The sequence below is a fragment of the Streptomyces sp. AA1529 genome (assembly GCF_000280905.1).
Taxonomy (GTDB): Bacteria; Actinomycetota; Actinomycetes; order Streptomycetales; family Streptomycetaceae; genus Streptomyces.
On sequence record NZ_ALAP01000063.1, the window covers coordinates 25,186 to 50,622 of the forward strand.

A 25,437-nucleotide genomic window follows, 5' to 3' on the forward strand; every position below is an offset into this window, starting at 1 on the left:
CCTACGCAGATGTCGGCAAGGGGATTTCCTACGATGGCCCGACCATGACGAGCAACCACCCGCGCACGGACTCCGCGGACCCCGGCCCCGACGGACTCACCCGGCTCGTCCGCAGCCTCGACCTGCTGTGGGGGCGGACGGGACGGCACCGCCCCGCGCGCGGCCCCAAGCCCGGGCTGACCCTCGCGCAGATCGTGACCGCCGCCGTCGGCCTCGCCGACCGCGAGGGCCTGACCGCCCTCTCCATGCGTCGCGTCGCCACCGAACTGGGCGTCGGCACCATGTCCCTGTACCGCTACGTGCCGGGCAAGGACGAACTCATCGCCCTGATGTGCGACCAGGTCGCCCTACCGCCGGGCGACCTCGAGCAGTGGCGCGGCAAGAACTGGCGCGAGACGCTGGAACTGATCACCGAGGCATCGTGGGAGCTCTACACCACCCACACCTGGCTGCTCCAGGTCAACCAGGCCCGCCCGGTCCTGGGCCCGCACTCCATGGCCAACCTCGACTTCGCCCTGGGAGCGCTGGAGGACCTCCCCTTCACCGGCCAGGAGAAGATGACCATCCTGATCGCCCTCGACAATCTCGTCATGGGCGCCGCCCGCTCCCTCGTCCTGTACCAGCAGGCAGCCCAGCAATCGGGCGTCACCGACGAGGAGTTCTGGCGCACCCAAGAGCCCTACATCGTGCGCGGCATGGAAGAGGGCGACCTCTCCCACATGGCCGCCCTCCCCGACGACGCCTTCTCCGCCGACCCGGCCGACAGTACCCGCTTCGCCGTCCGCGCCCTCCTGGACGGCCTCCAGCACCTGCTGGAGCAGCGCGGCACCTGACCACCGGCCTGGCCGCCGGCCCCGGACCGAGAACCGGACCCTGGCGCACACGGACAGGATGCCGACCGCGCACCGCACCGCGGCCGACGGCGCCGGAGGCGGTCAGTCGCGGCGGCGGCCGAAGAGGCGGCGCAGGCCGAACCAGACGACCAGGGCCGCGACGAAGGTCCCGGCACCCAGCGCCAGGTTGCGGTCGTCGTCCGCCGAGGAGTCCTCGCCGCCGCCCTTCCCGTCGGACGCGGAGTCCGCGGAGTCCTCCTCGCGCGCGGCGGGCGGCACCGCCTCGCCCTCCAGACGTGCGGGCTGGACACCGCTGTTCGTGCCCTCGGAGCCGTACATCAGCGTCCGTCCGTCGTTCGCGAAGGTGACCGACTCGCCCTGGCGCTGCAACGGCACCGGAACGGAACCGATCTTCTCCGGCCTGCCGTTCCGCCAGGTGTAGCCGTAGGCGCTGAAGTAGCCGCGCAGCACCAGCCGGGTGCCGTCCGGGGAGAAGGCGCCGTCCGTCGCCTCGAAGTCGATTTTCGCCACCCGCGAGAAGGTGTTCACGCCGTTCGGGTCGAGCTTCTCGGGTCCGGCGTAGACGCCGCCCTTGCCCTTCGCGCTCTTGCTCGCGATGTAGACGCGCCCCGTCTTGGGATGGACCATCAGCGACTCCGCGTTCCGCGGGCCGCCGTCGTAGCGGACGGTGTAGCGGGTGGGGGTCACCGTCACCTCCCCGCGCAGTTCCTTCGGTTCGGGGAAGCGGTAGATCCACACCTCGGGCCAGGTGCCGTCCAGGTTGTCGCCGATGTCGCCGACGTAGAGGTCGCCGTCCGGGCCGAGGGAGATCGCCTCGACGTCGCGGGGCTCGATACCGCTGAGCGTCACGCGGCAGACGGTCTTGCCGGTGGAGCTGTCGACCGCGTACACGTACGGGCCGTCGTCGGAGTCGTTGTGCGTCCAGTAGACGCCCTTGTGGGCGCGGCTGGCCGCGAGGCCGCTGGACTCGGTGATGCGGGAGTCGCGGATGGTGAAACCCTCCGGGCCGTCCGCGGCGGCGGCGACGCCCGGGGACGCCGTCATCGCGCCCAACACCACGGCGACCGCCGCCCCGACCCCGACCCCACGCATACGCACAGACATGGCACCCAGTGTCCAGCATCACGGTGCGGGGCGAGTCGGCATCCCGGAGGATATGCGGATGCGCGTTCTCTTCGTCGGCGACTCCATGACGATCGGCGCGCCCGGCGCCCACACCTGGCGCTACCGGATGTGGCAGCACCTCACCCGCACCGTGCCCGACGGCGGCTGGTCGATCGTCGGCCCGCGTACGGCACTGCACGGCGGCGGCGACGGCTACGCCGATCCGCGGTTCCCGCCGCACGCGCGGGCCCATCTCGCGGAGTGGGGTGCGGGGTGGGTGCACATGGCGCCGGTCGTGGAGGAGGCGGTCGCGGCCCATGGCGCGGACACGCTGCTGGTCTCGCTCGGGCTGATAGACCTCGGGTTCTACACGGATCCGGCGCAGACGCTGGAGAACGTCGAACTGTTCCTGGCCCGGGCGCGGGCCGCCGACCCCGCGCTCCGCGCGGTGCTGCTGCCGGTCCTGCCCAACATCCGTGCGGTGACCGACGCCGGATTCGCCGCCGCCTGCGCGCACTTCAACACGCTGCTGGCCAAGGCGGTGGCGGAGCGGTCGGAGCCGCGGTCGCCGCTGCTGCTGGCCTCGGCACCGCAGGACTGGTGCCCGCGGCGGGACACCTACGACGGCACCCACCCCTCGGCCGCGGGCGAGCACCGGATGGCCGCCGCCTTCGCCGAGGCGCTGCACCAGGCGTGGGGTGTGGGAGGCCGCTACCGCGCCGGAGCGGCATGAGGCACGGCCGGGCCGGACGGAGCAGTCGGAGCGGCCGGGCGGCCGGGGGGCAGGGGGCGAAGGGAGCGCACGACCGCGAACCGCGCGGTGCGCGCACCGCGCGTGAGAGTACGGCGACACCCGTACACATACGTCAAGATCCGTCAAGTACGGTCAAGTGCGGCAATATCCAGCCAGGAGCCGTAACTTTCGCGTCGGAACCTGCCACAGGCCGACACGCAGTGCGCCATCAGGGGGGCCTCTGGGCCAGACTGGCTCCTTGTGTGCCGCGAACACCCCGAGTGCGATGGTTTGGACCATTACACGGGGCGCTCGCGGCATCCCCCGACTAATGCACGCGAGCGCGCACTAAGTGTTCGGAACAGTAATCGGAATCCCAGCCTCGACGCAACGCGGAGCCATGACTCCCCCAGAACCGCAGGAATCCGGCCGGCCGCCGGAGCAGCCGAGGGCGCACGGTGCCACCCGCCCCGGCGGGCGCACAGCACGCACCCGGGCAGCGGTACTCGCCGCGGCCTGGGACGAGCTGGGCACCCAGGACCTCGCCTCGCTCACCGTCGAGCGGATCGCCCAGCGCTCAGGAGTGCACGCCGCCACGATCCGGCGGCGCTGGCGGACGGTCGAGGGCGTCATCAGCGACCTGCTGAGCCGCAGCGGCGGAACGATCCCGGTGCCCGACACCGGCAGCCTGCGCCAGGACCTGCACGCCCTGGCACGCTCCCTCGCCGACTTCTACACCGACCCGCGCAACCAGCGGCTGGTCGAGGCCATCGTGACGGCCGCGACCCGCGATCCCGGCGCCGCCGAGGTGCTGAAGACCGTCTTCGGGGGCCGCGTCCGGCACGTCGCCTCCCTGGTGGACCGGGCCGCGGAACGCGGCGAGGTCGCACCCGACACGGACGGCTTCGAGGTGATCGCCGCGCTCGGCGGGCCGTTCTACTACCGGCTGCTGATGCTCCGCCGCCCCGTCGACGCGAACCTGGCCCGCACCAGCGCCGAGACCGCCTACCTCGCGGCGGTCGAGGGCGTCTTCCGTACCGGCGACGGGGCGGAAGAGGGGGCCGGACGCGGCTAGTCGGCCGTGTACGCCTTGCTTCGAGTGCGCTCCAGGTGGCTAGCGTGTCGGCATGGAGTACACGCAGCTCGGACGCACCGGCCTGAAGGTCAGCAGGCTCGTTCTCGGCACCATGAACTTCGGACCGCAGACGAACGAGCCCGACAGCCACGCGATCATGGACGCCGCCCTGGCGGCGGGCGTCAACCTTTTCGACACCGCGAACGTCTACGGCTGGGGCGAGAACAAGGGCCGCACCGAGGAGATCGTCGGGAGCTGGTTCGCCAAGGGCGGCGGCCGCCGCGACAAGACCGTGCTGGCCACCAAGGGCTACGCCAACATGGCGCCCGACGGCGAGGCGCCCTGGCCCAACCACGACAAGCTCTCCGCACTGAACATCCGCCGCTCGGTGGAGGCCAGCCTGCGCCGCCTGGGCACCGACCACATCGACCTGTACCAGTTCCACCACGTCGACCGGGCGACGCCGTGGGACGAGATCTGGCAGGCCATGGACGTCCTGGTGCAGCAGGGCAAGGTGCTCTACGTGGGCTCCAGCAACCACGCGGGCTGGCACCTCGCCCAGGCCAACGAGACCGCGGCCCGGCGCGGCTCCCTCGGGCTGGTCAGCGAGCAGTGCCTCTACAACCTCGCCGAGCGGCGCGCCGAGATGGAGGTCATCCCGGCCGCTCAGGACTACGGACTCGGCGTCATCCCCTGGTCCCCGCTGCACGGCGGGCTGCTGGGCGGCGCGCTGCGCAAGGAACGGGAGGGCGGCGGCAGCGGCCGCACCGCCTCCGGGCGCGCGGCCAGCACGCTCGCCGACCCGGCGGTCCGGGCACAGCTGGAGGCGTACGAGAACCTCGTCGCCGAGCACGGGCTGGAACCCGGCGAGGTCGCGCTCGCCTGGCTGCTGTCCCGGCCGGGCGTCACCGGACCCATCGTCGGGCCCCGCACGGCCGGGCAGCTCGACTCCGCACTCCGCGCCGTCGAGCTGCGGCTGGGCGACGAGCTGCTCGGGGCGCTGGACGAGATCTTCCCCGGGCCGGGCCCCTCCCCGGAGGCCTTCGCCTGGTAGCCCTGCCCGCGGCCGGGGATCAGCGACCGCCCAGGGCCGAGGCCAGGACGACGACGAGGAAGAGCACCACCAGCACACCCGTCACGATGCGCATTCTGGTCTTAGCGTTCACGGCGACAACGGTAACCGGGGCCGGCGGCGCTGCGGGAAGCGGCTCCGTCACCGCCCCGGGCCGCCGCCCAGCGGCCACCGGGCCAGCGGCTCGTAGTACGGCTGCTCACCCGGGACTCCGCCGGTCGGGGGCACGCTGCGGATCAGCAGCAGCTCCCCGGCCCACCAGCCGGAGCCGCGGAACGGCTCCAGCCCGGCCACGAAGGGGCGCAGGTCGACGCCCGGCCCGCGGCCCCTGGCGCGGGCCAGGGTGAGGTGCGGGCGGAAGGAGGGCGGCGCGTCGGCGGGCAGCAGGCCCGCGCGGCGGCCCGCTGCGGTGGTGGCCGCGGCCAGCCTCCGGAGCGCGTCGCGCTCCGGTGACTCCTGCCGGATCCCGGTCCACAGGGTGTGGCCGCCGAAGCGGCCGCCGCCGGCCAGCCGCATCGGGACGGGTCCGCCCGCCCGGTGCGCCGCCCGGCCCAGCCGGGCGGCGAGGTCGGCTCGTGCCCGCTCGTCCGCCTCCCCGTAGAAGCTCAGCGTGATGTGCCGGTTCGCGGGCCGCGTCCAGCGCAGCGCGACCGCGTCGGGGAGCTCCCGGAGGGCGGCCACCTCCCGGTCCAGCTCTTCCACCGCGGCCGGCGGGGGCCACAGTGCGGCGAACAGTCTCATGGGCGAGCAGCCTGCCACGGCCGCGCCCCGGTCACGCCGGCTCGGTGACCGCTTCGCGGGTCTCGCGGGTCCCGGGGGTGTCGTCGGGCTCGCGGGTCCCGGGGTTCTCGCGGGGGACGAAGCGGACGTAGCGGCGGCCCTTGCGGAGGCTGACCGCCGGGCGCAGCCCGGCGAGGCGGCCCAGGACGAGGGCGACCCCGACCGCCGCCGCGGCCGAGATGAGGCCGCCCGCGAGGAAGCCGGTGCGGGGGCCCCAGGTGTCGGTGATCCAGCCCATGATCGGGCCGCCGATGGGGGTGCCGCCCACGAACACCATCATGAACAGGCTCATCACCCGGCCGCGCATCGCCGGGTCGGAGGCGAGCTGGACGCTGGAGTTCGCGGTGACGTTGAAGGTCAGCCCGGCGAGCCCGATCGGTGCCATGAGTGCGGCGAACAGCCAGTACGAGGGTGACAGCGCGGCGGCGAGTTCCAGTACGCCGAAGGCCAGCGCGGCACCGGCCATCAGCCGCATCCGCGACTGCCCGCGCCGGGCGGCCAGCAGTGCTCCGGCCACCGAGCCGACCGCCATCAGGAAGTTGAGGATGCCGTAGGTGCCGGCCCCCGCGTCGAACACATCGCTGGTGAAGGCGGTGAGCCAGATGGGGAAGTTGAATCCGAAGGTCCCGATGAAGCCGACCAGCACGATCGGCCACAGCAGTTCCGGGTGGCCGCCCACGTAGCGCAGGCCCTCCCGCAACTGGCCCTTGCCGCGCTGCACCCGCTTGCCGGTGTGGAGTTCGGCGCCGCGCATCAGCAGCAGCCCGAGCAGCGGGGCGCCGAAGGACAGGCCGTTGATCAGGAACGCCCAGCCGCCGCCGACCGCGGAGATCAGCACTCCCGCGACGGCCGGGCCGACGAGCCGGGCGCTCTGGAAGTTCGCGGAGTTGAGCGAGACGGCGTTGCGTATCTGGGTGGGGCCGACCATCTCCGAGACGAAGGTCTGCCGGGTGGGGTTGTCCACGACGGTGACCAGACCGAGCGCGAAGGCGAGCACGTAGACGTGCATGACCTGCACGTTTCCGCTGAGTGTGAGCGCTGCCAGCACCAGGCCGATGACGCCCATCGTGGCCTGGGTGACGAACAGCAGCCGGCGCTTGGAGCAGCGGTCGGCGATGACGCCGCCGTACAGCCCGAACAGCAGCATGGGCAGGAACTGCAGGGCCGTGGTGATGCCGACGGCGGTGGAGGAGCCGGTGAGGCTGTGCACCAGCCAGTCCTGGGCGATGCGCTGCATCCAGGTGCCGGTGTTGGAGACGACCTGGCCCATCGCGAAGAGGCGGTAGTTGCGGATCCGCAGCGAGCTGAACATCGAGGGCTTCACGGGGGCGCCGGGCGCGGGCACGCCGGGCGCCGCGGTGGAGGCCGGCACGCCGGGCGAGGGCGCGGATGCGGCGGGCGCGGGGTCCGGGCCGCGGGCGGGGTCCGGGCCGCGGGCGTGGCGGGGCTGCTGCGGGGTGGTGTGGTCGGCTGCGGATGGTGCGGGTGCGGAGTCTGCTCCGTGGCCCGTACTCAAAGCGGCGTCGCCTCCTGTTCTGGGTCGTGCTCCTTACAGATGTGCCAGCTTCTCCAGCACCGGCGCGGCGGCGCGCAGCGTCGCCCGGTCCTCCTCGTCCAGTTCCTGGACGAGCTCGGTCAGCCAGGCGTTCCGTTTGGCGCGGGCGGCGGCGAGCATGGATTCGGCCTGCTCGGTCTGGGTGACCACCTTCTGCCGCCGGTCCTCGGGGTGCGCGTCCAGCCGGACCAGGCCCTTGGCCTCCAGCATCGCGACGATGCGGGTCATCGACGGCGGCTGCACATGTTCCTTGCGGGCCAGTTCGCTGGGGGTGGCGGAGCCGCAGCGGGCGAGGGTGCCGAGCACGGACATCTCCGTGGGGCTCAGCGACTCGTCCACGCGCTGGTGCTTGAGCCGCCTGGAGAGCCGCATCACCGCGGCGCGGAGGGCGTTGACGGCTTCCTTGTCGAGCTCGGCGAGGTCCTGGTCGCCCTCGTCGGGCGGCACGGGCCGGTCCGGCCCGGCGAGCTGATCGACCGCGCCCGGTGCGGGCCCGTCCGCGTAGCGCGGCGCGGGGAGCTGTTCCGACATGGTCCTTAGCTTAACTCATTACTCGCCCTAAAGACCAAGGGGTTTACCCGCAGTGGCTCACACGTACGAGTGAGTCCACACACGTTCGCCGGACAGCGGGCCGGGTCGGTTCGCGACCGTTGTCGTATGAGCAGCCTGACTTCGCCGTGCGCCGGCGACCCTCACGAGCAGTCCGACTCCCAGGTTCTCAGCCTGCGGATAGAGGCCGCCCTCTTCGAGCGGCTGAACGATCATGCCGCGAAGCGCGGGATGAGCGTCCAGGACTATGTGGTCCGCACGCTCGTCCGCGACGACTTCGACGAGCGCTTCAAGGCGTCCGTCGAACGGACCGAGCAGTTCTACGGCCCCTCGCCGCAGGGCAGCAGAGGCCTCGCCTGAGCCCTCCGCCCACGCCGATCGCCCGGCCCGCGAACACCCCGCCCGCGGACCTCCGACCAGCGGACCTGCCGCCCCGGAAGGGCGCCGGACCCTACGAGACGCCGAGCAGCTGCTCGATCGGATTCAGCAGGAAGTAGACCAGGAAGCACAGCCCCACCACGTTCAGCAGCCACGGCGTCTCCCGCGCGCGCCCGGCGGCGGCCCGCAGCACGATGAAGGCGATCACGCCCATGCCGATGCCGTTGGTGATGCTGTAGGTGAACGGCATCGAGACGATGGTGAGGAAGGCCGGGATGGCGACGGTGGAGTCGGCCCACTCGATCTCCCGCACATTGGACGCCATGATCAGAAAGCCCACGACCAGCAGCGCGGGGGTCGCCGCCTGGGAGGGCACCACCTTCGCGAGCGGGGTGAAGATCAGGGCCAGCAGGAAGAGCCCGCCCGTCAGCACGTTGGCCAGGCCGGTGCGCGCGCCCTCGCCGACCCCGGCGGTGGACTCCACGAAGCAGGTGTTGGCCGAGCAGGAGCCGACTCCGCCGGCGGCCACCCCGACACCGTCCATGAACAGGATGCGTCCCATCCGCGGAAGCTGTCCGTGCGCGCGGTCGTCGGCCAGTCCGCTCTCCTCGCCCACGCCGATGATGGTGCCCATCGCGTCGAAGAAGCCCGACAGCAGCACCGTGAAGACGAAGAGGCAGCCGGTCAGCCACCCGACCTCATGGAAGCCGCCGAACAGGCTGATCTCGCCGATCAGCCCGAAGTCCGGGCTGCCCACCACCGAGTCCGGCAGCTTCGGCACCGACAGGCCCCAGGCGGCGTCCGGGATGTCGGCCACGGCGTTGATCACGATGGCGACGACGGCCATGGTCACGATGCCGATGAGGATGGCGCCCCGCGTCTTGCGCACCAGCAGCACGTACATCAGCACCAGGCCCAGCACGAACACCAGCACGGGCCAGCCCTGGAGCTGGCCGCCCGTCCCGAGACCGAGCGGAACGGTGGTGTCGGCCTTGTCCGGGTTGCGCGAGACGAAGCCGGAGTCGACCAGGCCGATCAGCGAGATGAACAGGCCGATCCCGATGGCGATGGCGCGGCGCAGCCCGTTCGGGATGGCGTCCATCACCCGCTGCCGGAGCCCGGAGGCCACCAGGATCATCAGCACGATCCCGGCGAGCACCACCATGCCCATGGCGTCGGGCCAGCTCATCTTGGGGGCGAGCTGGAGCGCCACGACGGCGTTGATGCCCAGGCCGGCGGCGAGCGCGATGGGCACATTGCCGATGACGCCCATGAGGAGAGTGGTGAGCCCGGCCATCAGCGCGGTGGCCGTCACGAGCTGGCCGTTGTCGAGGTGCTGGTGGAACTTGTCCTCGCCGGCCCCGAGGATGATCGGGTTCAGCACGATGATGTAGGCCATCGCGAAGAAGGTGGCAAGTCCGCCCCGGAGCTCACGGCTGACGGTCGAGCCGCGCTGCGAGATCTGGAAGAAGCGGTCCAGTGCGGACGGGGCGGCGGGCGGGGTTCCCTGCGGGGAGTCCCCGGAATCGACCGGGCTGGCCGAAGCGGACATGCGTGACCTCGGATACGTGCTGGTGCGTGCGGGCGGGCGGGCGGACTGCGGCCTTGGAATCAGATTGGACAATCCGACGAAAAGATCCGGCCACAAGCAGCCCGGTTCAGTATGAACAACCGAACGGGTTGATCGCCAACTCCGGCTGCGGCCTCCCCGCACCCCCTCGCTAGGCTGGAGCCGGGGAACAGGCGACAGACGAGGGAGCCAGGGCGATGAGCCTCATGGACAGGTGGACCAGCGGCGAGCGCGAGGCGCCCGAGCCGCTGGAGGGCAACGTCACCGCCACCGTCGTCACCGGCACGCTGCTGTGGCTCGCCCTGTTCCTGGTGCAGCTCCCCTTCTACGGCTGGTTCGCCGACCACGACCGCACCTGGTGGCTGTGGACCTGCGCCGCGGGTGCCGCCCTGGGCTGTGTGGGGATCTGGTACGTCCGGGCCCGCGAGAAGGCCATCCGCCAAGCAGCGTCCCAGGAGACCCAGGACGGCTGACCCGCTGTGTCCGTCCCCCGTTCGGCAGGGCCGGGTGCCTAGCCTCGGCCACGGGCCCGTGCGCTGACCGGTCACCGCGAGTGGACCGGTCCCCGGCAGCGGGCCGAGACGTGCCACCGCGACGGACAGGGAGGCGGGATGGGTGATCCGGGTGTCGAGGTGCGCCCCGCCGGGCCGGCCGCCGGGTGAGCGCCCGGGTCCGTGCGCAGGGGCTCACCGGCGCCGAGGTGGCGGAACGGACCGCGCGCGGGGAGGTCAACGACGTCCCGCCGCGCAACAGCAGGTCGGCGGCCGACATCGTGCGCGCCAACGTCTTCACCCGGTTCAACGCGATCATCGGCGTGCTCTTCCTGATCATCCTGGCCGTGGGGCCGATCCAGGACAGCCTCTTCGGCTTCGTGATCATCGCCAACACCGGCATCGGCATCGTCCAGGAACTGCGGGCCAAGCGGACCCTGGAGAGTCTGGCCGTCCTCGGTGAGACCCGGCCCCGCGTGCGGCGCGACGGCCGCAGCACCGAGGTCCCCACCGAGCGGATCGTCCTCGGCGACCTGGTGGAGCTGCGGACCGGCGACAAGTGCGTGGTCGACGGCGAGCTCGCGGAGGCGGACGGCCTGGAGGTGGACGAGTCGCTGCTCACCGGGGAGGCCGACCCGGTGCTCAAACACCCCGGCGACCCGGTGATGTCCGGCAGTTTCGTGGTGGCGGGCAGCGGCGCCTTCACCGCGACCCGGGTGGGAGGCGCGGCGTACGCGGCCCGGCTCGCCGAGGAGGCCAGCCGCTTCACCCTCGTCCGCTCCGAACTGCGCGGCGGCATCAGCACCCTGCTGAAGTACATCACCTGGATGATGGTCCCGGCCGCCATCGGACTGATCCTCAGTCAGCTCGTGGTCGAGCACAGCGACCCCGCGGAAGCCGTCCGCCGCATGGTGGCCGGCATCGTGCCGATGGTCCCCGAGGGGCTGGTGCTGCTGACCTCCGTGGCCTTCGCCATCGGCGTCGTCCGGCTGGGCCGCAAGCACTGCCTGGTCCAGGAGCTGCCCGCCATCGAGGGCCTGGCGCGGGTGAGCGTCGTCTGCCTGGACAAGACCGGCACCCTCACCGAGGGCGGCATGGACGTCGCGGACGTGCGGCCGCTGGACGGGACCGACCCGGCACGGATCGCCCAGGTGCTGCGGGCCCTCGGCGGCGCCGAACCGCATCCGAACGCCAGCCTCCGGGCGATCGTCGAGGCGTATCCGCCGCCGCCGGAGGGCGCCGGAAGCTGGCGGACCACCGCCACCCTGCCCTTCTCCTCGGCACGCAAGTACAGCGGCGCCGCCTTCGCCGAGCCCGGCGGGGAGCACAGCACCTGGCTGCTGGGGGCACCCGACGTACTGCTCGCGGACGGCGACGGGGCACTCGCCGAGGCGGCCCGGCTGGACCGCGAGGGCCTGCGGGTGCTGCTGCTGGCCCGGGCAGCCGACCAACCGGACGGGCTGTACGGGCCGGACGGGCCCGCACCACCGAACGGCTCAGAAGGCCCGGAAGGCGCGGAGCGCCGGAACGGCCCGAGGGCGCCCGGCGGGCTGGAGGCGGCGGACGGGGGGCCGCCCGAAGCCCGGCCCGCCGCGCTCGTCGTCCTCGAACAGCGGCTGCGCCCGGACGCCACCGAGACCCTCGGCTACTTCGCCCAGCAGCACGTGGCCACCAAGGTGATCTCCGGCGACAACGCGGTCTCGGTGGGCGCCGTCGCCGCGAAGCTGGGCCTGCCCGGAGCCGAACTCCCCCTCGACGCCCGCGCGCTGCCCGCGGACCGGCCCGAGCGGGCCCGGCAGGTGGCCGACGGCACCGTCTTCGGCCGCGTCAGCCCGCAGCAGAAGCAGGAGATGGTCGGCGACCTCCAGGCGGCCGGGCACACCGTGGCGATGACCGGGGACGGCGTCAACGACGTACTCGCGCTCAAGGACGCCGACATCGGCGTGTGCATGGGCTCGGGCTCGGAGGCGACCAAGGCCGTCGCCCAGATCGTGCTGCTGGACGACAGCTTCGCCACCCTGCCGTCGGTGGTCGCCGAGGGCCGCCGGGTCATCGGCAACATCGAGCGGGTCGCCACCCTGTTCCTCACCAAGACCGTCTACTCGGTCCTGCTGGCGCTGCTGGTCGTCAGCTGGCAGGTCCCCTACCCGTTCCTGCCCCGCCATCTGACCCTGCTGTCCTCGCTCACCATCGGCATCCCCGCCTTCTTCCTGGCGCTGGCGCCCAACCGGGAGCGGGCCAGACCGCACTTCGTGCGGCGCGTGCTGCACTACGCGCTGCCGTCCGGACTCATCGCGAGCGCGGCCACCTTCGGCACCTATCTGCTGGCACGGCACCACTACAGCGGGCCCGGCTCGCTCACCGCCGAGACCAGCGCGGCGACCCTGACGCTGTTCCTGGTCGCCATGTGGGTGCTGGCCATCGTGGCGCGGCCCTGGACCTGGTGGCGGGTGGCGCTCGTGCTGACGATGGGGGCGGCCTTCCTGACCGTCCTGGCCGCACCACCCCTCCAGCACTTCTTCGCACTGAACCTGGTCGGCGCGGCGGTGCCCTGGACGGCGGTGGCGGTGGCCGGGGTGGCGGGCCTCCTCCTGGAGGTGGCGTGGCGCCGGGTGGCCGCGGCGCTCCCCGGCTGAGGAGCATCGGGACGAAATCCGGTGCCGGGAGAGCGTCTGACCAGTGTTCAGACGGATACCAGTGGCATGCCCGTGTCGATTCGGGGCCGGCTCCTGATCTCAGTGCGGCGTGGCCTTGCCCGTCGGCCGGTCACTTCGCCTGGGAGAGCGAAACCGCGTCGGGGCCGGCGGGGAATCGCAGCTGGCCGGTCGTGTCGTGCACGGCTCGCCACACCGTCTCGGCGACGTCGCTCTCCTTGGTGAAGAGATCCTGGCCCGTGAAGTCGCCCATGGCCTTCTCCGCCCATGGTACGTAGGGCGCCGGGACCAACTCGTCCAGCGAGGCGCCCTTCGTCGCGTTGGCCGCGAAGTTCGTCGTCAGGCAGGCACCCGGCTGGACCGTCTTGGCCTGCACGCCGAAGGGCGCGAGTTCGAGCGCGAGGGAGGCGGTGAACCCCTCGATGGCCATTTTGCTGGCCTTGTAGACGGCCGAGAGCGGCATGTGGCCCAGCACCACGCTGGAGGTCACGTTGACCACCACGCCGGAGCCCCGCTCGCGGAACTGGGGCAGCACCGCCTGCGTCGTCGCCAGCACGCCGAATGTGTTGGTTTCGAGGACTTCCCGCACTCGGGCCATGGGGGTGCCTTCGAACACGCCGATCGACGGCACCCCCGCGTTGTTGACCAGGACATCGACGGGGCCCGCCGCCTCGAACGCGGCGGTGATGCTTTCGGGCTCGGTGACGTCGAGCCCGACGACGCGGAGCCGGTCCGACTCGGGGAGGACTTCCGGACGCGGTGTCCGCATCGTGGCGATGACGTTCCATCCCTGCGCGTGGAAGTGGCGGGCGGTCTCCCGGCCGTAGCCGGAGGAGGTACCGGTGATCAGAACGGTCTTCATGGTCTGCCCCTTCTGCGATGGGATCCACCCGGACGGACAGGCATTTTCCTGCCTCACCGGAGAACCAGTAGTTCCATTGAACCGCTTTGACCTGCGAAGACAGTAGAATTATCCTCGCCACTTCTTGCACGATCCTCCCATTCGCTCTGTCCGGCTCACGGCATGACACCGGTCGGCACCTGCCCGGCCTGACGCAGGCGGACGGCGTCCTGACTGGGGGGCGCGCCGAACTGGCGGCGGTACTCCCGGCTGAACTGGGACAGGCTGTCGTAGCCGACGCGGAGGCCGACCCCGGTGACGTCCCCGGGACGGGTGGCGAGCAGCAGCCGGGCCTCCTGGAGCCGGATCTGCTTCTGGAACCGGATGGGACTCATCGCGGTCACCGCTTGGAAGTTGCGGTAGAAGGCGGAGACGCTCATGCCGGACTGCCGCGCCACGTCCTCGACGCGGAAGGGCTGCGCGTAGTGCTCACGGATCCAGCGCACGGCCCGCGAGACGTGGCTGAGGCTGCTGTCGGCCAAGCCGAGCTGGCGCACCGTCGCCCCCTGCTCGCCGGTGATCAGCCGCCAAAGGATCTCGCGCTTGACCAGCGGGGCCAGCACGGCCCGGTCACGGGGCTCGTCGAGCAGACGCAGCAACCGGACCACCGCGTCCAGCAGTGCGGCCGGGGCGTCGCTGACGGCGATCCCCGACGGCGCGCCCCCGCCGCGGCGGGGGGCGTCCCCGTGCCCGGCCTCCAGCAGCAGCTCGGCGATGGCGGACGGTTCCAGGACGAGGCCGAAACCCAGCGCCGGCCGCTCGGGGTCGGCCTGGAGGAACTGCCCCGTGACAGGCAGGTCGACCGATGCGACCAGGTACTGCCCGGCGCCGTACGTGTAGACCCGGTCGCCCAGCGCGAGGCGTTTGGCGCCCTGGGCGATGACCGCGAGCACCGTGCCGGACATCGAGGGCGCCGGCGGATCCGGCCGGTCGACCTTGGAGATGAGGACGCCGTCGATGGCGGTGGTCCAGTCGGGCCGGACATGTCGGGCCAGCAAGGTGCGGAGCTCTTCGAGGTGCATGCCTCCATTGCAGCACCGCCCTGGGCTGCGACTCCCGTCCTCACGAGGATCGTGCAAGTACCAGCGAGCATCGGTCTAACATTTTCGCAGGTCACAGCGTTTGAATGGAAACAGTTCACTCCATCGACGCGGACGAGAGACGCCATGATTGCCACATACGGCTTCACCGCCGCCCGGACCGCCCGGCCCGGAACGGCCGACCGCGGCAAAGCCGCCTGCTGACCGCCCCCGCACCGCGGCCTCTGCCGCTCCGGTGCCCGCCGAGGCGGCCCCGGGCCCACCGCTCCGCCACACCACCCACGAAAGGCGACGACCATGACCGCAACGCGCCCCGCCCTCGACCCCGAACTGCGGGAACTCCTGGCCGGCACGCCGCTGATGTCCCAGCTCGGCCCGGAACTGCTGGCGCGGATACGCCCCTGCTCCTCGGCGCCCGTCGAGCCGCTGCTCGAAGGCCGCGCGATCGACCGGCGCGAGGTCACCGCCGCGAGCCCGGACGGCACCCCGATCCCGATGTCCGTCTTCAGCCCCGCGAACACCGCTCGCACCACCGCCGCGCCCTGCTTCTACTGGATGCACGGCGGCGGGATGGTCATGGGCGACCGCTTCTCACAGCTCGACATCCCGCTGGAGTGGCTCGACGAGTTCGGCGCCGTCGTGGTCTCCGTCGACTACCGGCTCGCGCCCGAGGCCACCGGCACCATCCCGGTCGACGACTGCTACCGGGGACTGCTCTGGATCGCCGAACACTCCGAAGAACTGGGCATCGACCCCGCCCGGATCATCGTCGCAGGCGCCAGCGCGGGCGGCGGACTCGCCGCCGGCGTCACCCTGCTGGCCCGGGACCTCGGCACCCCGGCGATCGCCGCCCAAGTCCTGATCGGCCCCATGCTCGACCACCGCAACGCCACCACCTCCAGTCTCCAGTACTCGAACGGGCCCGGCGTCTGGACCCGCGAGATGAACGGATTCGGATGGCGCTGCCTCCTCGGCGACCGCACCGGGGACGAGGTACCCGCACACGTCTCACCAGCAGTGGCCGACGACCTCGCGGGCCTGCCGACCACCTACATCGACACCGGCTCCGCCGAAGTCTTCCGGGACGAGGACGCCGACTACGCCACCCGCATCTGGGCGGCGGGCGGCCAGGCCGAACTCCACGTCTGGGCAGGCGGCTTCCACGGATTCGACGCCCTGTACCCGCAGGCACACCTCTCGGCCACAGCCCGCCGGACCCGCACCGACTGGCTCGCCCGACTCCTGGCCACGAACCCCGCCGCATAGGCGAAGTCGACGCGTTCCGGTCGTACGCTTCAGCTGCGGCCAAGACCTCGGCGTCCGTCGTCCCCGGGCGCGAGCGGGACCGCGACCTCGGCCCTCGCCTCCGCCGAGGGGCGGAAGCAGGGCCGTAGGTTCTCCCGCAGCTCTCCCCCGGCCCCCGCGGCCCTCCCGCCCCGGCCCGGCGCGGACGCCCCGGGCCGTCCCACGCCGCGGCCCCGGATTCGGGACGGGCGCCCGCGCCGCGCCCGCGGGTTCAGGCCGGGCGGGCGCGGCACGCCACCGGGCTCACGGCGCGCTGTCGGCCAGCTCGGTGCGCCCCTGCGCACGGGCGCAGTGCGCACAGCAGTAGTAGTGCCCCTCCGACTCCATGCCGTGGCCCAGGATGCGGCAGCCGCAGTTCTCGCACACGGGCGCCATCTTGTGCGCCGCGCACTCCAGGCAGTCGAAGACGTGCACCTGCCCCGCCGCACGGACTTCGAACGTGTGCGGGTAGTCGTTGTCGCAGACCTCGCAGACGGGCATGGGCTCTCCTTGGATCGGGTGCGGAAGCGAGCACATCGTTACCCCGCGAACCGCACCCCGGACCCCGTCTCAGTCGGCCGGGCGCACCCGTTGGAGGGGCGCACCGCACCACGGCCGCGGCTGCCGGGGGCCCGCGGCCCGTCCGGCAGCCGGCGCGGTGCTCAGTCGAACCAGCGGGCCGCCGCCAGTTCCGCCGCCCGCTCGGGGTCCTCCAGCAGGGCGGTGACCTCGAACCGGCGCGGCCAGGCCCCGGCCGCCCAGGCCAGCGCGGAGGCCAGCCCCTCCAGGGTGGCGGCGTGCAGGGTGCCGTCGGGGGTGCGGCGCCAGTCCAGTTCGACACCCGCGATCCGCAGCTCCTCGTGCTCCCGGTAGTACGCCGGGACGCCGGGCAGCAGCTCCCGTACGGCGGCGGGCACCTCGCGCTCGGTCCCCGCCTCCTCGGGCACCAGCCCGGCGGCCGCCTCCCCCGCCGGGCGCACCTCCAGCAGCGCGGCCAGCTCCGCGGCGTACCGCGGCGCCACCGGCAGCAGCGGCCGCTCCCCCACCAGGGGAAGGGCGTCGGGCGCGTCCGCGACCAGCGCCTCGGCGGCGTCCACGACGACGGTGCCGCCCGCGCGCACCGCACGCAGCTCCTCCGGCAGCGTGACCTCGGCGGGGTCCAGGCCCGCGGCGGCCAGCAGAGTGTGCAGCCCGTGGAGTTGGGCCGGGTCGACGGGGCGGTCCGGGTCGGCCAGCCCGCGCAGCAGCTCCGCCGGGCCGCCCGGCTCCGCGAGCAGAGCGGCGGCCGTCGTACGGACGCCGAGCGCGCGCAGCACCCGCTCGTCGGTGACCTCCCCGGGGTCGGCCTCCTCGTACAGGCCGCGCAGCAGTGGATCGCCCCCGGCAGCGCGCAGCCCGGCCGGTCGGCGGCCGTCCAGGACCGGGTGGCCGCGCAGCCACCAGGCGGTGTACGGGCGGACGTCGGTGACCGTGCCGTCGCCCAGCCGCACCCGCACCGGGGCGGTCAGCGCGTCCCGCAGCGGCGGCCGGGCCAGCATCGCCAGGGCCTCGGGCCAGTGCGCGTCGTCCACCAGGTCCAGGTCGCGCACCGCGAGGAACTCGACCGCGACCGGCGGCACCGCCGACGCGGCGTCCCCGCCGTCCGCCGCCACCTGGTCCAGTACGTCCTCGCACCACACGTCCACGGCGTCCAGCAGCCCGGGGTCGTCCGGCTCCGGGTAGTCGCCCTCACGCGGTTCGAAGCCGTCCGGGTCGAGCACCACGTCCTCGGCCCGCACCAGCGCGAAGTCCGCCTGGACCCCGACCGCCGTCAGCGGCTGCTCGCCCCAGCGTTCGGCCAGCTGCGCGTCGCACCCGGCCAGTTCGCCCGCGCGCAGCACCCGCGCGAAAGCGGAGCCGGGGTAGACCAGCTCGGCGGCGGGCGCGGGCTCGCCGTCCTCGTCGGGCAGCGCGAGCGCGCCCAGCCACGGCTCGTCGCCGGGCGCGAGATGTGCGTCGCGGACCAGGCCGAGGACGGTCTCGGCGAGTTCCTCGGGGTCGGGACCGGCGGCTTCCACTCCGTCGTCCCACGCCTCCTCCGCCTCCAGCGAGCCGGCGACGGCGGCCCGCACCTGCGGGGTCGTCAGCACGGCACGCGGAGTGGCGGGCGTGGCGCCCAGCTTCTCCAGCAGCGGGTGCACGGCGTCCGGGTGCGCGGCCTTCAGCCCGAGCCGGGCCAGCCGCTCGGGGGGCACGGCGCCGTCCGGCTGCGGCAGCAGCACATGCCGCGGCCCGACCGCGGTGCGGCCGTCGGCCAGCGGCACCGGCAGCCCCGTCAGCCGCTCGGGGTCGACACCCGCGAGCGAGCTGTAGAGCCGCCACCACCAGTCCGGCTCCCGCTCGACACCGGTGAGCCGGTCCACGGCCTCGCCCAGCGGGACGCGCGGGACCTCCAGCACCCGCAGCTCGGTGCGGCGTTCGAGCCCGGCGGGCAGCAGTCCGGGGAACAGTTCGGCCAGCACCTCGACCGTCGCCGCGCCCGCGCCCTCGACGATCTCGGCGTCGCGGGGACGCAGCGCATACGGCTCGTCCGGGCCGGGAGCCTCCTCCAGCCCCTCCCCGGAGTCCTCGCCGACGCCGCGGGAGACGGCGCTCGCCAGGAACGAAACCTCCGGCAGCCGCTCCAGCACCAGCGCGCGCAGCTCACCGTCCAGCTCGCCCGCGCCCAGCGGCCCGGGCACCAGGTCCACGGTGCTGGTGGCCACCGGCCGCCAGTCGCGCAGCAGCGCGGCGTAGGCGTCGGCGGCGCGGGCCAGCAGAAAGCGGGTCAGCGGACCGGGCGCCACATGGCGCCGGGTGGGCTCCAGCGGGAAGGAGGCCAGCAGCAGCGCCGGGAAGCCCAGCGGCTCGTCGGTGGGGGTCGGCGCGTGCAGGCACGCGGCGGTACGCGGCTTGCGGGGCGCGCCCTCGGCGTCCACCGGCACCGCCCAGGTCACCGTCCAGCCGGGCCGGGCCCGCTCCTCCACCGGCCGGTCGGCCAGCAGCTCGGGCCCGGCCAGGCCGCTGTCGCCCGCCAGCCGCCACCGGGTGGCGCCCGCGGCGGAGTCCTCGATCCGGACGTAGGGACCTTCCTGATGCCGGGTCAGGGTGCGGACCGGGCCGTCGCCGGTCTCGATGACGACTTCGGCGAGCCCGGGCAGCGCCAGCAGCAGCGCGTCGTCCACGGCGGCCAGCAGCCGCCGGGCCAGCGACTCGGCCGCCTCGTCCCGCAGCGGGAGCAGCACGGCGGTGTCGTAGCCCGCCGGGACGACGGAGGCGTCGTACGGCGCGGGGAGCGGCAGCCGCAGCAGTGGTACATGTCCCTCGCGCCGGTCGAGTTCGGCCGCGAGCCCGGGTTCGGCGGCGGCTGCCTGCCGGGTCAGCTCGCGGGCCTCGGCCAGCGACCAGCGCACGCCTTCGGCGGCGTCCGGCGCGGCTGCGGCGCGGGTGACCACCGCGGGTTCGTCGCTGACCGCGAGTACGGCGGAGAAACCGACGCCGAAGCGGCCCACCGCGCCCTCGTCGGCACCGTCCCGCTTGGCGGAGGCGCGCAGCGTCGAGAGCGATTCGACGCCCGCGGCGTCCAGCGGCTGCCCGGTGTTGGCGGCGGTCAGCGTGCCGTCCGCCAGGACCAGCCGGAGCCGGCCGTCCGCACCGGCGCGGGCCGCGGCGTCCGCGGCGTTCTGCGCCAGTTCCACGACCAGCCGGTCCCGGTAGCCGCCCAGCGCCAGGTCCTGCTCGGCGTTGGCGTCCTCCCGGAACCGGGCCGCGGACGCCGTCCACGCGTCCAGCACGCTCCGGCGCAACCCTTCGGTTCCGAACGTGTCCCTCACGCCACCGGCCTCCTCGGCACTCGCATCCCGCCCCTTTGTCGCGCTTGTCCCGCTCCCCCGTTCGCGGAGGGGCGGGCGGACCCGCCGCCTCCAGCGGCGAGAGGGAAGGTTACGGCACGCGGGCCCGGGCCCCGCTCCGCGCCAGGGCTCGGCCCGCGGCCGCGAAGCTGCGGGAGACCGGCCGCCGGCCTGCTGCCGGCCGGCCGCGACGGGGTGGTCCGGCACCGTCCGGGGCCTGCTCCCGGGCCGGCCGGCCGCCGGCCCGGGAGCAGGCCCCGCGTACGGCGGAGCGGCGGGAGGCCTGCCTCAGCCCTGCTCGCGCCGGGCGGGCGCGGACTCTTGCGAGGACGGTTCCGACTCCCGCCCCAGGCCGAAGGGGTCGCTCACGGTCTCGTCGACGACGGGGGGCGGCGGCTGCGGGGTGCGGGGCATGACGGCCGCCTCCGAGTGGCCGCCGCAGCCGAAGGCCAGGGAGACGACGTGGCCGTCGGCGGGGCTGTACTCGTTGGCGCAGACTCCGAACGCCTGCCGCAGCGAACCCGCCAACGGCACCAGGAAACCGCAGCTCATGCAGTTGGCCGGGGCCGCCTGCGCCATCGGCGACTTGGGGCCGTAGGACTCCTCCCAGCGGTCGGCCGCCGCATGCAGCCCGTACCGGGAGAGCACCCGCGGGCGCTCCATGCCGATCTCCTCGGCGACCCCGCCGATGGTGGCCCGGAAGGGGCCCCGCGCTTCGGGCTGCTCGTCGGAGACGGGCGAGTCGGGCGGCGGCTCGTCCGCACCCGAGTAGCCCGGCTCCAGCCGCAGATCCTCGGCGTCGGTGGGCAGCAGGTCGCCGGGGCCCAGGTCACCGGGGCGCAGCCGCTCGCTCCAGGGCACCCACTCGGGGGCCAGCAGCGCGTCCGGGCCCGGCATCAGGACGGACTCGTCGACGGTGACGTTCTTGGCACGGGAGGCCCGCGCCACGGTCACCGCCCAGCGCCAGCCCCGGTAGCCGGGTTCCTGCGCCTCGAAGAGGTGGGTGACCACCCGGTCCGCGCCCGGGTCGGCGACGGCCTCCAGCCACGGCCCGACCGAACCGGGCGCCGCCGCTTCCTCGGCCGCGGCCCTGGCCTGCTCGACGGCCTCGGCACACAGTCTGTCGGGGGCGCGCCGGCTCCGCGCGCCACGGCTCGTACTCCGCGTCGCGGCACTCATGCAGCACTCACAAGAATCGTCTCTCCTACGCCGTCGCGCCGTTGTCGGCGTGCGCTGCCCGTACGGCCACGAGTGGAGGGGCGGGATCGGGGACGGAGCGGCACCGGATGGCCGCTGCGACGTCCGCGCCCGCGCTCAAAGGCCCTACGGTGCGCACCGTTCACCCACGCTACCCCACGGGGTCACCCGAAGAATCCGCAGCCAGCCTTCCCCGCACCCGCCGGGGGCGGCCGCAGCAGCCGGGGGCGGCCCGGAATCGGACCGCAGGGGGGCCGGGAGGCGGCCGGGAAGAACGGGAGAAGCGGTGCGAAGGAGGGAACTGAACGGCGTGTTTCGGGGCACACTGACGTGCGTGCCTGTCGACAAGCCCGGCAAACCCCGCACACGCGGCGAACCCAGCGCCATGGGACGGGCGGCGCGCGCGCTGCGCCGCCCCCCGGCGGCGCTGGCCCGCCGCGTCCGGCGCGCCACGCACGCGGAGGGCGCGGGCGAGTCCGGGCTCGGCAAACTGATCGAACTGCACGCCGTCAACTCCGCGGGCGACATGCTCATCACCGTGGCGCTCGCCTCCACCGTCTTCTTCTCGGTCCCCACCGGCGAGGCCCGCGGACGCGTGGCGCTGTACCTGGCGGTGACGATGGCGCCGTTCGCGCTCCTCGCACCGGTGATCGGCCCGCTGCTGGACCGCGTCCCGCACGGCCGGCGCGCCGCGATGGCGGCGGCGATGCTGGCCAGGGCGCTGCTGGCGCTGACCATGGCGGGCGCCGTGGCGACCGGCGGGCTGGAGCTCTATCCGGCGGCGCTGGGGGTGCTGGTCTCCTCCAAGGCGTACGGGGTCATCCGCTCCGCCGTGGTGCCGCGGCTGCTCCCCCCGCGGATCTCCCTGGTCAAGGCCAACTCCCGGGTGACGCTGGCGGGGTTGCTCGCCACCGGTCTGGCGGCACCGGCCGGCGCCGGGCTGCATCTGCTGGGTGAGAAATGGCCGCTGTACGCCGCCTGCGCGGTGTTCCTCGCGGGGACGTTGCTGTCCTTCTCGCTCGCCCCCAAGGTCGACTCCGCCAAGGGCGAACGCCCGGCGCGGCTGGCCCCCGCGGCCGCGGTACTGCCCGTGCCCGGCGGCCTGCCGCCGGGGCACCGGTCCGCGGCACCGCTGCCGCCCGGCCCGGAGCAGTCCGCCGGGGAACGGCCCGGCCGGGAGCGACCCGGTCCGGAGGGGTCGGCTCGGGACCGGTCCGGCGCGGAGCAGCGGTCGCGTCCGGGGCTGCGCACCGTCGGCGCCTCGGTGCTCAGCGCGCTGTTCGCGAACTCCGCGCTGCGCGCCCTCTCGGGGTTCCTCACCTTCTTCCTCGCCTTCCTGCTCCGCGAGCACCCCTTCGACGGACTCGGAGCCGCCGTCTCGCTCGGTCTGGCCGGTGTCGCGGCGGGCGGCGGCAACGCGCTGGGCACCGCCATCGGCGCCTGGCTGCGGGCCCGCGGACCCGAGGTGATCATCACCTGCGTACTGTTCTGTGCCCTCGCGGCAGCGGTCACCGCCGCCGCGCTGTACGGCACCGTCACGGTCACGGTCCTCGCCGCCACCGCCGGGATCGTGCAGGCCCTCGGCAAGCTGTCGCTGGACGCGCTCATCCAGCGCGACGTCCCCGAGGAGGTGCGCACCTCGGCCTTCGCCCGCTCCGAGACGCTGATGCAGATGTCCTGGGTCGCCGGCGGCGCCGTGGCCATGGCGCTGCCGCTGGTCGGATGGCTGGGGATGACGGTCGCGGCCGCCGTGGTCGCCACCGGGGTGCTCACCGCCGTCCGCGGGCTGCTGGGCGCGGCCCGGCGCGGAGCGGCCCGCCCCCGGGTCGCCTGACGCACGCGGCTCGCTCCGGAGGGGCGCCGGGCCCGCACCGGGCCGGCAGCCGTCCCGCCCCGTCCGGAAGGCGCCCGGCGGCCGGACAGGTACGCCGCCCGCACGACGCGCGGCACGCCGTACCCCCACGTCGCACAGCGGTGCGGGCCCGATAGCCTGCCCGCATGAGCAAGCTCGCGCGGCAGGGCCGCATGTCGTCACAGTCGCCGCGGGGTGTGCGCACCGCCGCCGCCCTCGGTGCCGCCTCGCTCGGCCTTCTCGCCCTCAGCGGGTGCGAGCAGCCGCGCCCGATGGCCACCGCGACGGTCGGCGGTGACTCGGTCTCCACCGAGGCCTCCTGCTACAACGACGGGAAGACCATCCCGAAGGACGAGCTGCGCAAGTGCCTGAGCAAGGCACCCAGCAAGACGATCTCCGTCGACGCGGCCGAGAAGGTCCGCATCGGCGTTCCCCCGGAGACGGCTGACGCGGGCTGGCAGATCTTCGCCGACGGCGACCCGATGCTCTCCGAGACGCTGAAGAAGACCTACTACTCCTTCGTGGGCGAGGTGTTCTTCCAGTCCCGGTCCCAGCAGCCGGGCGAGAAGCCCTCCGGCCCGAAGAAGAGCATCAACCTGACCCTGGTGCAGACCTCCGGCGGCGACTTCAAGGGCGTCTGGCACTTCACCCTGAAGAACACGGCGGGCGAGTAGGCGGCCGTCCCCGCGCGACCGCCCCGGAAGGCCACCGGCGCCGCTCCGGGGCACGGCTCACGGCGATCCATCCGACCAGGAGGCGGTGCAGTGCTGTCGGCGTTGTCGGCGTACCGGCGAGTGCTGGTGGTCGCGGCGGTCCCGGCGGAGCGGGAGGCCGTCCTCGCCGCCACCGGCGGCGCCCCGCAGCTCGACGTGCTGGCCGGCGGGGTGGGCCCGGCCGCGGCCGCGGCGGCGACCGCGACCGCGCTGGTGACCGCCGCCGAACGGGCGCACCCCTACGACCTGGTGGTGTCCACCGGCATCGGCGGCGGCTTCGCGGAGAACGGCGTGCAGGTCGGTGACACCGTGCTCGCCGACCGCATCGTCGCCGCCGACCTGGGCGCCCGGACCCCGGACGGCTTCGCCTCGGTGGCGGAGCTGGGGTTCGGCACCGCCGAACACACCCCGCCCCCGCACCCGGTGCGGGCAGCGGCCGAGGCGACCGGCGCCCGCATCGGCGCGGTGCTCAGCGTCTCCACGGTCACCGGCACCCGGGAGCGCGCCGAGGAGCTGCTGGCCCGGCATCCGGATGCGGCAGCGGAAGCGATGGAGGGCTTCGGCGTCGCGCAGGCCGCGGCGGCGCACGCGGCGGCTCGCGGCACCGTGCTGCCGGTGCTCGAACTCCGTACCGTCTCCAATGCCGTCGGCCCCCGGGACCGGGCGGCCTGGCGCATCCCGGACGCACTGGCGGCGCTCACCGCCGCCTTCGGCAAGCTGGTCACCTAGCACTCACCAGCACCGCAGGACCCGCAGGCCCCCGGAACCGCACCGCAGGACTCCCGGAACCGCGCCGCAGGACCCCCCGGAACCGGTCCGGGCCGGCGCCCGGCACCGCACAGAAGGGCTTCCCCCATGGACACGAACGCCATAGCAGCGCCGCTCTCCCTCGCCTTCTCGCCCTGCCCCAACGACACCTTCGTCTTCGACGCCTGGGTGCACGGGCGGGTGCCGGACGCGGTGCCGCCCGAGGTGACGTTCGCGGACATCGACGTCACCAACGGCATGGCCGAGCGGGGCGAGCTGGACGCGCTGAAGGTCTCCTACGCGGTCCTGCCCTGGGTTCTGGAGGAGTACGCGCTGCTGCCCTGCGGCGGGGCGCTGGGCCGGGGCTGCGGGCCGCTCGTGCTCACCCGGCCCGCAGCCGCGGACGGCGGCGCGGCGGGCGACGGGGGCGCGGCGGGCGCCGCGGCGCTGAGCGGCAGGCGGGTGGCGGTGCCGAGCGAGCGGTCGACGGCGTATCTGCTCTTCCGGCTGTGGGCCGCGGCCGAGGTGCCGGGCGGCGTGGGCGAGATCGTGGTGCTGCCGTTCCACGAGATCATGCCCGCGGTGCGGGACGGCAAGGTGGACGCGGGCCTGGTCATCCACGAAGCCCGGTTCACCTACCAGGACTACGGGCTGCACAGCCTCGCCGACCTGGGCGAGCACTGGGAGGCCACGACCGGACTGCCGATCCCGCTGGGCGCGATCATCGCGAAGCGGTCGCTGGGCGCGCCGACACTGCGCGCGCTGGCCGCGACGATCAGCGCCTCGGTGCGGGCGGCCTGGCAGGACCCGGCCGCCTCCCGGCCGTATGTGCTGGAGCACGCGCAGGAGATGGACCCGGCGGTGGCCGAGCAGCACATCGGCCTGTACGTCAACGAGTTCACCGCGGAACTGGGCCCGGACGGCCATGCCGCCGTGCGCGGGCTGCTCGAACGGGCAGCGGCCGAAGGGCTCGTACCGGTGGTGGCACCGGAGGCACTGGCCTTCCCGTGAAGCGGTTC

22 protein-coding genes are annotated in these 25,437 nt (G+C 73.8%); 12 read left to right on the forward strand and 10 right to left on the reverse strand.

Annotation, left to right across the window (positions count from 1 at the left end):
- Positions 1–44: 44 nt before the first annotated feature.
- Positions 45–833, forward strand: coding sequence for a TetR/AcrR family transcriptional regulator (locus A949_RS0118200; protein WP_019357456.1), 789 nt, complete (start codon positions 45–47; stop codon positions 831–833).
- Between the two features lie 102 nt (positions 834–935).
- Here the strand turns inward: A949_RS0118200 and A949_RS0118205 are convergent, their stop codons facing one another.
- Entirely contained in the window at positions 936–1,898 is a 963-nt protein-coding gene (locus A949_RS0118205; RefSeq protein ID WP_019357457.1) for a hypothetical protein, read from the reverse strand.
- 118 nt (positions 1,899–2,016) lie between these two features.
- On the opposite strand from A949_RS0118205, the gene A949_RS0118210 reads away from it, so the two are divergent.
- The 3 genes from A949_RS0118210 (at position 2,017) to A949_RS0118220 (ending at position 4,820) form a co-directional block, all read left to right on the forward strand.
- The gene (locus A949_RS0118210) at positions 2,017–2,691 is read left to right on the forward strand and encodes a GDSL-type esterase/lipase family protein (RefSeq protein ID WP_026004786.1); all 675 of its coding nucleotides are present in this window, start codon (positions 2,017–2,019) and stop codon (positions 2,689–2,691) included.
- Between the two features lie 400 nt (positions 2,692–3,091).
- Positions 3,092–3,766 carry a TetR-like C-terminal domain-containing protein gene (locus A949_RS0118215; RefSeq protein WP_019357459.1) on the forward strand — a complete coding sequence of 225 codons (675 nt, stop codon included), beginning with the start codon at positions 3,092–3,094 and terminating at the stop codon, positions 3,764–3,766.
- 52 nt (positions 3,767–3,818) lie between these two features.
- Positions 3,819–4,820 (forward strand): aldo/keto reductase, encoded by a 1,002-nt coding sequence (locus tag A949_RS0118220; RefSeq protein WP_019357460.1) that lies wholly within the window; start codon positions 3,819–3,821, stop codon positions 4,818–4,820.
- A gap of 159 nt (positions 4,821–4,979) precedes the next feature.
- On the opposite strand, the gene thpR is transcribed toward A949_RS0118220, so the two are convergent.
- Genes thpR through A949_RS0118240 form a run of 3 tightly spaced genes read right to left on the reverse strand, consistent with a single transcriptional unit; the run spans position 4,980 to position 7,545 of the window.
- A complete protein-coding gene (thpR, locus tag A949_RS0118230) occupies positions 4,980–5,579 on the reverse strand; it encodes an RNA 2',3'-cyclic phosphodiesterase (protein ID WP_019357462.1) in 600 nt (199 codons plus the stop codon).
- A gap of 31 nt (positions 5,580–5,610) precedes the next feature.
- A complete protein-coding gene (locus A949_RS0118235; protein ID WP_019357463.1) occupies positions 5,611–7,134 on the reverse strand; it encodes an MFS transporter in 1,524 nt (507 codons plus the stop codon).
- Between the two features lie 33 nt (positions 7,135–7,167).
- Positions 7,168–7,545, reverse strand: coding sequence for a MarR family winged helix-turn-helix transcriptional regulator (locus tag A949_RS0118240; protein WP_051019546.1), 378 nt, complete (start codon positions 7,543–7,545; stop codon positions 7,168–7,170).
- A 285-nt stretch (positions 7,546–7,830) separates the two neighbouring features.
- On the opposite strand from A949_RS0118240, the gene A949_RS0118245 reads away from it, so the two are divergent.
- Positions 7,831–8,082 (forward strand): hypothetical protein, encoded by a 252-nt coding sequence (locus tag A949_RS0118245; RefSeq protein WP_019357465.1) that lies wholly within the window; start codon positions 7,831–7,833, stop codon positions 8,080–8,082.
- 91 nt (positions 8,083–8,173) lie between these two features.
- Here A949_RS0118245 and A949_RS0118250 read toward each other — a convergent pair whose 3' ends face one another.
- Entirely contained in the window at positions 8,174–9,652 is a 1,479-nt protein-coding gene (locus A949_RS0118250) for an NCS2 family permease (protein ID WP_019357466.1), read from the reverse strand.
- Positions 9,653–9,867: 215 nt separating this feature from the next.
- Here A949_RS0118250 and A949_RS0118255 point away from each other — a divergent pair, with 215 nt between their 5' ends.
- Positions 9,868–10,143 carry a DUF2530 domain-containing protein gene (locus tag A949_RS0118255; RefSeq protein WP_019357467.1) on the forward strand — a complete coding sequence of 92 codons (276 nt, stop codon included), beginning with the start codon at positions 9,868–9,870 and terminating at the stop codon, positions 10,141–10,143.
- 185 nt (positions 10,144–10,328) lie between these two features.
- Positions 10,329–12,797 (forward strand): cation-translocating P-type ATPase, encoded by a 2,469-nt coding sequence (locus A949_RS33805; protein WP_019357468.1) that lies wholly within the window; start codon positions 10,329–10,331, stop codon positions 12,795–12,797.
- Positions 12,798–12,927: 130 nt separating this feature from the next.
- On the opposite strand, the gene A949_RS0118265 is transcribed toward A949_RS33805, so the two are convergent.
- Together A949_RS0118265 and A949_RS0118270 are read right to left on the reverse strand one after the other, a co-directional pair.
- Entirely contained in the window at positions 12,928–13,677 is a 750-nt protein-coding gene (locus A949_RS0118265) for an SDR family oxidoreductase (RefSeq protein WP_019357469.1), read from the reverse strand.
- A gap of 155 nt (positions 13,678–13,832) precedes the next feature.
- A complete protein-coding gene (locus tag A949_RS0118270; RefSeq protein ID WP_019357470.1) occupies positions 13,833–14,738 on the reverse strand; it encodes an AraC family transcriptional regulator in 906 nt (301 codons plus the stop codon).
- Positions 14,739–15,053: 315 nt separating this feature from the next.
- Between A949_RS0118270 and A949_RS0118275 the strand changes: the two genes are divergently transcribed.
- Positions 15,054–16,022 carry an alpha/beta hydrolase gene (locus A949_RS0118275; protein WP_019357471.1) on the forward strand — a complete coding sequence of 323 codons (969 nt, stop codon included), beginning with the start codon at positions 15,054–15,056 and terminating at the stop codon, positions 16,020–16,022.
- A 282-nt stretch (positions 16,023–16,304) separates the two neighbouring features.
- Here the strand turns inward: A949_RS0118275 and A949_RS0118280 are convergent, their stop codons facing one another.
- The 3 genes from A949_RS0118280 to A949_RS0118290 all read right to left on the reverse strand — a co-directional run bounded on the left by A949_RS0118280 (position 16,305) and on the right by A949_RS0118290 (position 21,088).
- Entirely contained in the window at positions 16,305–16,541 is a 237-nt protein-coding gene (locus tag A949_RS0118280) for a hypothetical protein (RefSeq protein ID WP_019357472.1), read from the reverse strand.
- Positions 16,542–16,702: 161 nt separating this feature from the next.
- The gene (locus A949_RS38140) at positions 16,703–19,891 is read right to left on the reverse strand and encodes a sacsin N-terminal ATP-binding-like domain-containing protein (RefSeq protein ID WP_019357473.1); all 3,189 of its coding nucleotides are present in this window, start codon (positions 19,889–19,891) and stop codon (positions 16,703–16,705) included.
- Positions 19,892–20,197: 306 nt separating this feature from the next.
- Positions 20,198–21,088, reverse strand: coding sequence for a DUF3027 domain-containing protein (locus A949_RS0118290; protein ID WP_019357474.1), 891 nt, complete (start codon positions 21,086–21,088; stop codon positions 20,198–20,200).
- A 403-nt stretch (positions 21,089–21,491) separates the two neighbouring features.
- Between A949_RS0118290 and A949_RS0118295 the strand changes: the two genes are divergently transcribed.
- The 4 genes from A949_RS0118295 to A949_RS0118310 all read left to right on the forward strand — a co-directional run bounded on the left by A949_RS0118295 (position 21,492) and on the right by A949_RS0118310 (position 25,429).
- Positions 21,492–22,940, forward strand: a complete 1,449-nt coding sequence (locus A949_RS0118295) for an MFS transporter (protein WP_037706789.1) — start codon at positions 21,492–21,494, stop codon at positions 22,938–22,940.
- Between the two features lie 164 nt (positions 22,941–23,104).
- A complete protein-coding gene (locus A949_RS0118300) occupies positions 23,105–23,632 on the forward strand; it encodes a hypothetical protein (protein WP_019357476.1) in 528 nt (175 codons plus the stop codon).
- Between the two features lie 90 nt (positions 23,633–23,722).
- A complete protein-coding gene (locus tag A949_RS0118305) occupies positions 23,723–24,400 on the forward strand; it encodes a futalosine hydrolase (RefSeq protein WP_019357477.1) in 678 nt (225 codons plus the stop codon).
- Positions 24,401–24,526: 126 nt separating this feature from the next.
- Positions 24,527–25,429, forward strand: coding sequence for a 1,4-dihydroxy-6-naphthoate synthase (locus A949_RS0118310; RefSeq protein WP_019357478.1), 903 nt, complete (start codon positions 24,527–24,529; stop codon positions 25,427–25,429).
- Positions 25,430–25,437: the final 8 nt, after the last annotated feature.